Origin of the sequence: Streptomyces sp. NPDC001093 (genome assembly GCF_040298985.1) — a bacterium.
Taxonomy (GTDB): Bacteria; Actinomycetota; Actinomycetes; order Streptomycetales; family Streptomycetaceae; genus Streptomyces.
The window spans coordinates 48,124-58,423 of sequence record NZ_JBEPBF010000058.1; the positions used below are offsets into that span (position 1 = coordinate 48,124).

Genomic DNA, 10,300 nt, shown 5'->3' on the forward strand with positions numbered 1-10,300 from the left:
CGCGAAAGGCCCGCTCCCCGACAAGGGAGCGGGCCTTTCGCATGGCCTTGGATCAGGCCGCGGACACCGGTGCGTACGGCGCCAGGTCCGCCGCGAGTTCCTCGTGCACCCGGACCTTGAGCAGGGTGCCCTCCGCGGTGTGCTCCTCGGAGATCACCTCGCCCTCGGTGTGGGCGCGGGCGACGAGCTTGCCGTGCGTGTACGGCACGAGGGCCTCGATCTCGACCGACGGACGCGGCAGATCGTCGTCGATCAGGGCGAGCAGCTTCTCGATGCCCCGGCCGGTGCGGGCCGAGACGGCGATGGAGCGCTTCTCGACCCTGAGCAGCCGCTGGAGGACCAGCGGGTCGGCCGCGTCCGCCTTGTTGATCACGACGATCTCGGGCACGTCGGTGGCGCCGACGTCCCGGATCACCTCGCGCACGGCGGCGAGCTGCTCCTCCGGGTTCGGGTGCGAGCCGTCCACCACGTGCAGGATCAGGTCGGAGTCGCCGACCTCCTCCATGGTGGAGCGGAACGCCTCGACCAGGTGGTGCGGCAGGTGCCGGACGAAGCCGACGGTGTCCGCCAGCGTGTACAGCCGGCCGCTCGGGGTCTCCGCCCGGCGGACGGTCGGGTCCAGGGTCGCGAACAGGGCGTTCTCGACCAGGACGCCCGCGCCGGTCAGGCGGTTGAGCAGGGAGGACTTGCCGGCGTTGGTGTAGCCCGCGATGGCGACGGACGGCACCTTGTTGCGTCGGCGCTCCTGGCGCTTGATCTCGCGGCCGGTCTTCATCTCCGCGATCTCCCGGCGCATCTTCGCCATCTTCTCGCGGATCCGTCGCCGGTCCGTCTCGATCTTGGTCTCACCGGGGCCACGCGTGGCGAGGCCGCCGCGACCGCCACCCATCTGCCGGGACAGCGACTGACCCCAGCCGCGGAGCCTCGGCAGCATGTACTGCATCTGCGCGAGCGCGACCTGCGCCTTGCCCTCTCGGGACTTGGCGTGCTGGGCGAAGATGTCCAGGATCAGGGCCGTACGGTCGATGACCTTGACCTTGACGACGTCCTCCAGCTGGATCAGCTGGCCCGGGCTCAGCTCACCGTCGCAGATGACCGTGTCGGCGCCCGTTTCGAGGACGATGTCGCGCAGCTCCTGGGCCTTGCCGGAGCCGATGTAGGTGGCCGCGTCGGGCTTGTCCCGGCGCTGGATCACGCCGTCGAGAACGAGCGCGCCCGCGGTCTCCGCGAGGGCGGCCAGCTCCGCGAGGGAGTTGTCGGCGTCCTGAGCGGTGCCGGTGGTCCACACCCCGACGAGCACGACCCGTTCCAGCCGGAGCTGCCGGTACTCGACCTCGGTGACGTCCTCCAGCTCGGTGGACAGGCCCGCCACACGGCGCAGGGCCGCGCGCTCGGAGCGGTCGAACTGGTCGCCGTCCCGTTCGCCGTCGATCTCGTGGCTCCAGGCGACGTCCTCTTCCATCAGGGCATCGGCCCGAAGACCCTCGGGATAGGCGTACGCGAGGCGCTTGGCGTCCTGGGAAGGGGAAGAAGAGGAGGTCATTGGATCCTTACGTCGATGGGATGCCGTTTGCGGCGTCGGTGGGGCGGTCCTGCCGGACCGCGCATCTGGTCAACGTCCGGGCACCTCGGGAAATTCCGTGCCCCGGCTCGCGCCGACCCGATGATGGTCGCACGAGGCGGCCCGTGTCGTCACCGCGTTATCACGCGCTCCGCTTTGCCTTGTGCCCTGCGGACGTGTCCGGTGCCAGCTGCTTCCAGTCGGGGTGGCCGGGCATCGGCGGGGTCTTCTCGCCGTACAGCCAGGCCGTGAGGAAGCCGCTCAGGTCCTGGCCGGAGACCGCCGAGGCCAGCCGGACGAAGTCGGCGGTGGAGGCGGTGGAGTCCCGGTGTTCGCGGACCCAGCTCCGCTCCAGCTGCTCGAAGGCCGGTCGGCCGATCTTCTGGCGCAGGGCGTAGAGGACGAGCGCGGCGCCGTCGTACACGTTGGGCCGGAAGATGCTGATCTTCTGCTCGGGGGCGGGGGGCTTGGGCCGGGCGGGCGGGCCGCCGGACTCGCGCCAGCGGTCGGAGGAGCCGTAGGCGGCCTTCATCCGGTCCTCCATGGACCGGTGCGCGGTCTCCTCGGCGTACAGCGCCTCGTACCAGGTGGCGTGTCCCTCGTTCAGCCAGACGTCGGACCAGCTGCGGGGGCTGACGCTGTCGCCGAACCACTGGTGGGACAGCTCGTGCACCATGATCGACTCGATGTACCACTTGGGGTAGGCGGGCTCGGTGAACAGGTTCTTCTCGAAGAGGGAGAGGGTCTGTGTCTCCAGCTCGAACCCGGTGGAGGCCTGTGCCATGAGCACGCCGTACGTCTCGAAGGGGAACTTCCCGACCTTGCTCTCCATCCAGGCGATCTGGCCGGGCGTCCTGGCGAGCCAGGGCTCGAGGGCCTTGGCGTCGGCACGGGGCACGACGTCACGCATCGGCAGGCCGTGCGGTCCCTCGCGGTGCAGCACGGCGGACCGGCCGATGGACACCTGGGCGAGTTCGGTGGCCATGGGGTGCTGGGTGCGGTAGGTCCAGGTCGTGCTGCGGCCGACCCGCTTCGTACCGGCGGGCAGACCGTTGGCGACGACGGTGTAGCCGTTCGGGGCGGTGATGTGGAAGGTGAACATCGCCTTGTCGGACGGGTGGTCGTTGCAGGGGAAGACCAGGTGGGCCGCGTCGGCCTGGTTGGCCATGGCGAGGCCGTCGGAGGTGCGCACCCAGCCGCCGTCCTGGTCCTTGGCGAAGACGGGATCGCTGGTGTGCTTCACGGTGATCCGGGTCCAGCGGCCCTGCGGGATGCCGTGTTCCGGCGTGACGACCAGGTCCTCGCCGGCGCCGGTGAAGGCCGCGGGCCGCCCGTCGACCTCGACGGACTGCACGGAGCCGTGCGCGAAGTCGAGGTTGATCCGGTCCAGGTCGGCGGTGGTCCGGGCGGCGATGGTGGTGACGGCCTGGAGCGGCTTGTCGTTGGTGCCGGGGTAGGTGAAGTACACGTCGTACGACGCCACGTCGTAGCCCGGGTTGCCCAGGTACGGGTAGAGCCGGTCGCCCACGCCGAGGGGCTCGGCCGGGGCCGCGGCGGCGAGGAGGCAGACGGAGACGGCGGAGGCGAACAGGGCCGCCTTCCGGTGCCGGGAGACCCGGGGCTGGGTCCGGGACGTCCTGGACTCGGTCCTTGACCGGGTCCGGGACTCGGAGGAGGCGCGGAGGCCGACGCGGGGGGTGAGCAGCATGCACCACCGCTACCAGTGCGTTCCCTTGCTCCGACGGCGACTCGCGCCCGGCCCACCCGAACGGGTTCGGTTCGGACGGCCTTCTGATCCAAGCCACCCCGTCGAACGCCCGGCGCTCCCGGTTGTGTCCACGCTCCCCGGTCGTGTCCTACGCTCCCCGGTCGCTCCCCGCGCCCCTCAGGAGCCCGGGGCCTGGTGCTGGGCGCGGGCCACGTCGTACACGCCCGGGACGTCCCGCATGGCGCGCATCAGGGCGGGGAGGCCGGCCGCGTCGGGGAGCAGCAGGGTGTATGTGTGCCGTACCCGCTGCTGGCTGGGCGGTTCCACGGTCGCCGAGACGATGTCGACGCCCGCCGAGGAGATCGCCTCGGTGAGGTCGGCGAGCAGATGAGGGCGGCCGAACGATTCAGCGACCAGTGTGACCCGGCACTCGGTGGTGTCCCCCCAGCGCACGCCGATCTCGGCGCGGCCTCTGCTCTTCATGTGCGCCACCGCGGCGCATTCCACCCGGTGCACCGTCACCACTCCCCCGCGTACCGCGAAGCCGGTGATCTCGTCGGGCGGCACGGGCGTACAGCACCGGGCGAGCCGTACGGAGGCCCCCGGCCGGTCCGTGAGGACGTCGGCGCCGCGAGAACGGGCCGCGGAACCGCTCTCGGCGGGTGCCGCGTCCGCCGGGCGGGACGCGGCCGTGCCCGGGGCCGCGTCGGGGCGCCGCGCGGGGACGGCGCCCTCCGCGGTTTCGGCGCGGCCGCCGGTCATGTCCTCCGTGCCGGTGCCGCCGCCGGGATGCGTCGCCAGCCAGCGCTGGATGGCGATACGGGCGGCCGGGGTGTGGGCGTGCTCCAGCCATTCGCGGGAGGGCTCGGAGGCCGGGTCCTGGCCCATGAGGAGCTGGACGGTGTCGCCGTCCTTCAGGACGGTGCTGAGGGTGGCCAGGCGGCCGTTGACGCGGGCGCCGATGCAGGCGTGCGCGTCCTCGCCGTACTGGGCGTACGCGGCGTCCACGCAGCTGGCGCCCTCGGGCAGGCCGAGCGTGCCGCCGTCGGGACGGAAGACGGTGATCTCGCGGTCCTGGGCCAGGTCCTCGCGCAGGGTGGACCAGAAGGTGTCGGGGTCGGGGGCGGCCTGCTGCCAGTCGAGGAGCCGGGAGAGCCAGCCGGGACGGGTGGGGTCGGCGCGCTCGCCGTCGGCGGGGGCGTCGGAGGAGGAGGTGTCGGACGCGGGGGCGTAGGGGTTGCCGAGGGCGACGACGCCGGCCTCGGCGACCTTGTGCATCTGGTGGGTGCGGATGAGGACTTCGACGACCTGGCCGTCGGAGCGGGCGACGGCGGTGTGCAGCGACTGGTAGAGGTTGAACTTCGGTACGGCGATGAAGTCCTTGAACTCCGAGACGACCGGCGTCATACAGGTGTGCAGTTCGCCGAGGACGCCGTAACAGTCGGCGTCCTCGCTCACCAGCACGAGCAGGCGGCCGAAGTCGGTGCCGCGCAGCCGTCCGCGTTTGCGGGCCACGCGGTGCACGGAGACGAAGTGCCGGGGCCGGATGAGGACTTCGGCCTGGATGCCGGCCTCGCGCAGTACCCCGCGCGTCTCGTCGGCGACCTCGGCGAGGGGGTCGTCGGAACGGGCGGCGTTCCGGGCGATGAGATCGCGTGTGTGCTCGTACTCCTCGGGGTGCAGGATGGCGAAGACCAGGTCCTCCATCTCGGTCTTCAGGGCCTGCACGCCGAGGCGTTCGGCGAGCGGGATGAGGACGTCGCGGGTGACCTTGGCGATCCGCGCCTGTTTCTCCGGGCGCATCACGCCGAGCGTGCGCATGTTGTGCAGGCGGTCGGCGAGTTTGATCGACATCACGCGCACGTCGCTGCCGGTGGCGACGAGCATCTTGCGGAAGGTCTCCGGTTCGGCGGCGGCTCCGTAGTCGACCTTCTCCAGTTTCGTGACGCCGTCGACCAGATAACGCACCTCCTCGCCGAACTGTTCCCGCACCTGGTCGAGCGTCACATCGGTGTCCTCGACGGTGTCGTGGAGCAGAGAGGCCGTCAAGGTCGTGGTCTCGGCGCCGAGTTCGGCGAGAATCAGGGTCACGGCGAGCGGGTGGGTGATGTACGGTTCACCGCTCTTGCGCATCTGGCCGCGGTGCGAGGACTCCGCGAGGACGTAGGCGCGGCGCAGCGGATCGAGGTCCGCGTCGGGGTGATGGGCGCGGTGCGCCTCCACGACATGGCCGATGGCGTCGGGCAGTTTGCCGCGCACGGCAGGGCCGAGCAGCGCGGCCCGGCCGAGCCTGCGCAGGTCGATCCGGGCCCGGGACTTCCTGCGGTCCGACCTGGGCACCGCGGGGGCGGTCGCCGCCGCGGACGCCGTGGGCGCTACCGGGCCAGGGGTCGCAGGGTTCGTGGCCTCCGCACTCATGGGCACCTCCGGCTCGTGGACCGGCGGACGGGGCCCCAGGGCGTACGCGGCTCAGGGATGGCGACGTTCCCCCGTCCGTGCCGGTGCTTGATGCTATCGAGCCCACCACGTGCGACCGACCGCCTCTCGCCGAGCGTGAAACGGATCACCCATTCGAGCGACGAAAAGGAGGTTTAGGGTTTGCGCCAACTGCCCTGGATTCGTCCGGGGCTTCGAACGCCCCGGGCACCGGAAACAGCTGCTCCGGGAGCCGTGGGCGTCCCCCTCGTGGTGACGCCGGGTCAGCGGACGGCGTTTTCCAGCCATTCGCCGTCGATCTCGCCCTCGGCGACGATCACGGCGGGTCCGGTCATCTCGATCTCCCCGTCGGGCCGCTCGGTGATGACCAGACGGCCGCCGGGCAGGTCGACGGTGTACGTGGCCGGGGTTCCGGTGACGGCCGGGTCGGCCCCGTCGCGCCGGGCGGCGGCCACGGCGACGGCGCACGCGCCCGTGCCGCAGGAGCGGGTCTCGCCGGAGCCGCGCTCGTGCACGCGCATGGCGACGTGGCCGGGGCCTCGGTCGACGACGAACTCGACGTTGACCCCGTCGGGGTAGGCGGCGGCCGGGCTGAACGGCGGCGGGTCGTACAGGTTGCCGGCCTGCGTGAGGTCGTCGACGAAGGCGACCGCGTGCGGGTTGCCCATGTTCACGTTGCGGGCGGGCCAGCTGTGCTCGCCGACACTCACCGTGACCTCGCCCTCCGGCAGGCGGGCGCGGCCCATGCCGACCGTGATGTCACCGTCCTTCGCGATGTGGACGGTCTTCACGCCCGCGCGCGTGGCGATGGCGAGGTCACCCTCCCCCACATGTCCGGCGTGCTGGAGGTAGCGCGCGAACACACGGACGCCGTTGCCGCACATCTCGGCGACCGAGCCGTCGCCGTTGCGGTAGTCCATGAACCACTCGGCGTCGGCCGCCATCGACGTGGCCTCGGGGTGCGCGGCGGAGCGCACGACGTGCAGCACCCCGTCGCCGCCGATGCCGGCCCGGCGGTCGCACAGGGCGGCGACGGCGGCCGGGCTCAGGTCGAGGGCGTTCTCCGGGTCCGGGACGATCACGAAGTCGTTCTCGGTGCCGTGACCCTTGAGGAAGGGGATCCGCGTGCGCGTGCTCATTCCTCGATCGTAAGGGACGGCAGCGCTCACGCTGCGGGCCGGCTGTTCAGCGGAGCCTTGCCACGCGCCAGACCGCGAGGACCGCGACCACGGCCACGAGGAGTACGTATCCGAGTACGACCCGCCAGTCCGGGCGGCGGCCCGAGCCGCGGGCCGGCAGGCCCGGCCAGGTGTAGCCCACGCGGCGGGCGGCCATCATGCCCCAGCCGGCGGCGCAGGAGCAGATCAGCAGGCCGAGCATGGCGATGACGGCGCCGCTGTCGCCGAAGTCGAAGGCGAGCGGGAAGGCGAACATCAGGGAGCCGACGGCGGACAGTCCCACGATGGGGGCGAGCTGCCAGAGGCGCAGCCGGCGCTGCGGGCGCAGCTCGACCTCGACCTCCGGACCGCCCGGGTACATCTCCTCGGGCTCCGGCCCGTCGTCGGTCACGCCGTCCGGCGTCTCGTCGAAGCCGTCGTCGGTCAGCCGGTCGCCGGTGAGGTGGTCGACGACGAGGTGGTCCGCGGTCAGCCGGTCCTCACCCAGGCAGTCGTCCAGGCGGTCGTCGGCCGGACGGCCGCCGGCCGGGTCCGGTTCGTCACCGGCGGTGGTGACGTGTTCGGCACTTTGTGCGGTGTCGCGAGGGCCGGCCTCCATCGCCACGCGCCCTCCCAACTAGGCTCCACTTGGTCGATCGAAGCTCGATGATGGCACGGCGTCGGAGGCCTCGATGACCGGCGGCGCATCCCGATGCCATGACGTGATCAGGCTGTAACCGGTCGTTCGACCAACGCCAGGGCCTGGTGCGGAAGTTCCCCGCGATCGGCCACGGCCCCACTCAACCAGTGCACCCGGGGATCGCGCCTGAACCACGAATCCTGACGGCGCGCGAAGCGCTTGGTCGCACGGACGGTCTCGGCCCGCGCTTCCTCTTCGGTGCACTCACCGGCGAGCGCCGCGAGCACCTGCTGGTAACCCAGCGCACGCGACGCCGTGCGCCCCTCGCGCAACCCCTCCGCCTCCAGTGCGCGCACCTCGTCCACGAGGCCCGCCTCCCACATCCGGTCGACACGGCGTGCGATGCGGTCGTCCAGTTCCGGTCGTGCCACGTCGACGCCGATCTGGACGGTGTCGTACACGGAGTCGTGACCCGGCAGATTGGCGGTGAAGGGCCGGCCGGTGATCTCGATCACTTCGAGCGCCCGGACGATACGGCGGCCGTTGCTCGGCAGGATCGCGCGGGCGGCCTCCGGGTCGGCGGCGGCCAGCCGGGCGTGCAGCGCGCCGGAGCCGCGCAGCGCCAGCTCCTCCTCCAGGCGGGCCCGGACCTCGGGGTCGGTGCCGGGGAACTCCAGGTTGTCGACGGCCCCGCGAACGTACAGGCCGGAGCCGCCGACCAGGATCGGCCAGCGGCTCTCGGCGAGCAGTGCGTCGATCCGGTCGCGGGCCAGCTTCTGGTACTCGGCGACGGAGGCGGTGACCGTCACGTCCCAGATGTCCAGCAGGTGGTGCGGGATGCCGCCGCGCTCCTCGGGCGTCAGCTTGGCGGTGCCGATGTCCATCCCTCGGTACAGCTGCATGGAGTCCGCGTTGACGACCTCCCCGCCGAGTTGCTGGGCCAGGAAGACGCCGAGATCGGACTTTCCGGCCGCGGTGGGGCCGACGACGGCGATGACGCGGGGGGAGGAGGGTGCACTGCTCACCGCACCAGTCTCGCAAACCTCCTGGGGGCGCCTCGAACGAGTTACGTGACGGGTGGGGTTCCGGGTCGTTGCCCGTGGCGGATACCGCCATCCGGATCACGGGAGGCGGTGACCCGGGCGGCGCAACCGTACGCACCGGGTAACGCGGGAATTCGCCCGCACGAGTACCGTATGGAGTGGATATGGGCGTTTTTGCACGGCTCCTCGGCAGGTCGAAGGCGACTCCGGAGGCGTCGGCCGCCGAGGCGCAGACCGGCGCGGAGCCGGAGGAGGCCGAGGCGGCGGAAGCAGAGTCGGCGGAGGCGGAGGCGGCCGGGACTGCGGAGGCGAAGGGTACGGCCGGGGACGGGAGCGAGGACGTGGCGGCGGAGTCCGACGCCGCCGCGGACGACGCGTCCGAGGGCTCCGGCATCCCCAAGCAGCAGTCCGCCGAAGAGGCCGCCGACAGCGAGACCGGCGAGGGCGCCCGCAGGTAACTGGCCCGCGAGGGAAGGTGGACCATGGGGCTGTTGGACAACATGAAGGCCAAGCTCGGCCCGGCCAGGGACAAGGTGTCGGACCTCGCGCGGCAGCACGGGGACAAGGTGCAGCACGGTCTGGACAAGGCCGCCAAGGCCGTGGACGAGCGGACCAAGCACAAGTACAGCGACAGGATCCAGGCGGGCACGGGCAAGGCCAAGGAGGCGATGGACCGCCTCGCCCACAAGGAGGGTCCCGGCCCGGCCAGGACCACCGGAGATCCGACGCCCCCCACCCGTCCGGAGGGCCCGCCACCGGCATCCTGAGCCTCTTGGACGGCATGCGGATCGGCGGACGGTCGCGGAGCACACCGGCTCCCGGCCGTCCGCCGTTTCCGCCTGCGCGGGCGTGGGCTCGCGCGGGCCGGAGTCCCCGCCGTGCTAGGACCAGGTGGCCACCACGTACCCCACGCCGTACGGCGCGTCCTCGTACAGCAGCGCGCCGCTGAGGTTCGCGCCCTCCGCGGCGCCGGCCAGGACCTGCCAGGGGGCCCGGCCGGAGGCCTTCAGTTCGGCTGCCAGCTCGGCGTCCAGCGCCTGGACGGCCGCCACGTCCGCCGCGCCCAGCGCCCGCGCGACCTCGGCGTCGAAGGGTGCCGCCCGCTCGTCCAGGTAGCCCGGCGCCTTGACCGTGCGGCACGCGCTGGCGTCTCCCAGCACCAGCAGCGCCACCCGCCGGGCCTTGGCCCCGATCTCCCTGCCGGCTTCGGCACACCGCTCGGGCGCGAGCGGTTCGCCCACCCCGAGTCCCTCGATCGGGGCATCCGCCCAGCCGGTCCGCTCCAGCAGCCAGGCGCCGACGGCCAGCGACGGCGGCAGCTCGCGCTCGGAGACGGTGTCCCCGGCGGGACCCAGGCGCACCTCCACGCCGACCCCGAACCCGCGGAAGGACCCCGGCGCGCCCTGCGGAAACCATCCGCGCCCGCTCTGCTCGGCGGGCCCGACGACCACCAGGAGGTCCGGGCGGGCCGCGGCGAGCACCCCGAGCGCGTCGGCACAGGCCGAGCGCGCCGCGTCCATCTCGGGAGCGGCGCCCGCGGCCAGCTCGGGCACGAGCAGCGGAGGACAGGGACAGACTGCGGCGGCGACAAGCATGATCGGCAGGGTACGCCGCCAGGCGGTCGGTAGGTGCCGAGGCGGCCGAAGCGCGCCCCGGCCTCCGCGAACGTGCCGTCGGGCCGGGCCCGGTCAGTCGCAGCCGCAGCCGCTTGCCGTGGCGACCGGCAGCGGCTCCGGCACCCCGATCTTCGGCAGG

Annotated in this window: 9 protein-coding genes; 2 read left to right on the top strand and 7 right to left on the bottom strand. The window is 72.4% G+C overall.

Translation table 11 applies throughout. The annotated features are described in order from the left end of the window. Positions 1 to 52: 52 nt before the first annotated feature. From hflX to miaA, 6 genes are all read right to left on the bottom strand, one after another. Entirely contained in the window at positions 53 to 1,543 is a 1,491-nt protein-coding gene (gene hflX / locus ABT288_RS26540) for a GTPase HflX (protein ID WP_351612475.1), read from the bottom strand. A 160-nt stretch (positions 1,544 to 1,703) separates the two neighbouring features. Continuing rightward, a complete protein-coding gene (locus tag ABT288_RS26545) occupies positions 1,704 to 3,269 on the bottom strand; it encodes a M1 family metallopeptidase (RefSeq protein WP_351612477.1) in 1,566 nt (521 codons plus the stop codon). Positions 3,270 to 3,446: 177 nt separating this feature from the next. Beyond that, a complete protein-coding gene (locus ABT288_RS26550; RefSeq protein WP_351612480.1) occupies positions 3,447 to 5,687 on the bottom strand; it encodes a RelA/SpoT family protein in 2,241 nt (746 codons plus the stop codon). A 281-nt stretch (positions 5,688 to 5,968) separates the two neighbouring features. Further along, the gene (gene dapF / locus ABT288_RS26555) at positions 5,969 to 6,844 is read right to left on the bottom strand and encodes a diaminopimelate epimerase (protein ID WP_351612482.1); all 876 of its coding nucleotides are present in this window, start codon (positions 6,842 to 6,844) and stop codon (positions 5,969 to 5,971) included. A gap of 46 nt (positions 6,845 to 6,890) precedes the next feature. Beyond that, positions 6,891 to 7,481, bottom strand: a complete 591-nt coding sequence (locus tag ABT288_RS26560) for a hypothetical protein (RefSeq protein ID WP_351612499.1) — start codon at positions 7,479 to 7,481, stop codon at positions 6,891 to 6,893. Positions 7,482 to 7,588: 107 nt separating this feature from the next. Continuing rightward, on the bottom strand, positions 7,589 to 8,527 hold the full coding sequence (miaA, locus tag ABT288_RS26565) for a tRNA (adenosine(37)-N6)-dimethylallyltransferase MiaA (protein WP_351612485.1): 939 nt from the start codon (positions 8,525 to 8,527) through the stop codon (positions 7,589 to 7,591). A gap of 182 nt (positions 8,528 to 8,709) precedes the next feature. Between miaA and ABT288_RS26570 the strand changes: the two genes are divergently transcribed. Next, entirely contained in the window at positions 8,710 to 9,003 is a 294-nt protein-coding gene (locus tag ABT288_RS26570) for a hypothetical protein (RefSeq protein WP_351612488.1), read from the top strand. A 24-nt stretch (positions 9,004 to 9,027) separates the two neighbouring features. Then, positions 9,028 to 9,312 carry an antitoxin gene (locus tag ABT288_RS26575; RefSeq protein WP_351612491.1) on the top strand — a complete coding sequence of 95 codons (285 nt, stop codon included), beginning with the start codon at positions 9,028 to 9,030 and terminating at the stop codon, positions 9,310 to 9,312. Between the two features lie 114 nt (positions 9,313 to 9,426). Here ABT288_RS26575 and ABT288_RS26580 read toward each other — a convergent pair whose 3' ends face one another. Further along, a complete protein-coding gene (locus ABT288_RS26580) occupies positions 9,427 to 10,140 on the bottom strand; it encodes a class III extradiol dioxygenase subunit B-like domain-containing protein (protein ID WP_351612493.1) in 714 nt (237 codons plus the stop codon). Positions 10,141 to 10,300 lie beyond the last annotated feature (160 nt).

Coding starts and splice junctions, on each gene's coding strand:
- hflX (WP_351612475.1), bottom strand. CDS start 1,543: ATGACCTCCTCTTCTTCCCCTTCCCAGGACGCCAAGCGCCTCGCGTAC.
- ABT288_RS26545 (WP_351612477.1), bottom strand. CDS start 3,269: ATGCTGCTCACCCCCCGCGTCGGCCTCCGCGCCTCCTCCGAGTCCCGG.
- ABT288_RS26550 (WP_351612480.1), bottom strand. CDS start 5,687: ATGAGTGCGGAGGCCACGAACCCTGCGACCCCTGGCCCGGTAGCGCCC.
- dapF (WP_351612482.1), bottom strand. CDS start 6,844: ATGAGCACGCGCACGCGGATCCCCTTCCTCAAGGGTCACGGCACCGAG.
- ABT288_RS26560 (WP_351612499.1), bottom strand. CDS start 7,481: ATGGAGGCCGGCCCTCGCGACACCGCACAAAGTGCCGAACACGTCACC.
- ABT288_RS26570 (WP_351612488.1), top strand. CDS start 8,710: ATGGGCGTTTTTGCACGGCTCCTCGGCAGGTCGAAGGCGACTCCGGAG.
- ABT288_RS26575 (WP_351612491.1), top strand. CDS start 9,028: ATGGGGCTGTTGGACAACATGAAGGCCAAGCTCGGCCCGGCCAGGGAC.
- ABT288_RS26580 (WP_351612493.1), bottom strand. CDS start 10,140: ATGCTTGTCGCCGCCGCAGTCTGTCCCTGTCCTCCGCTGCTCGTGCCC.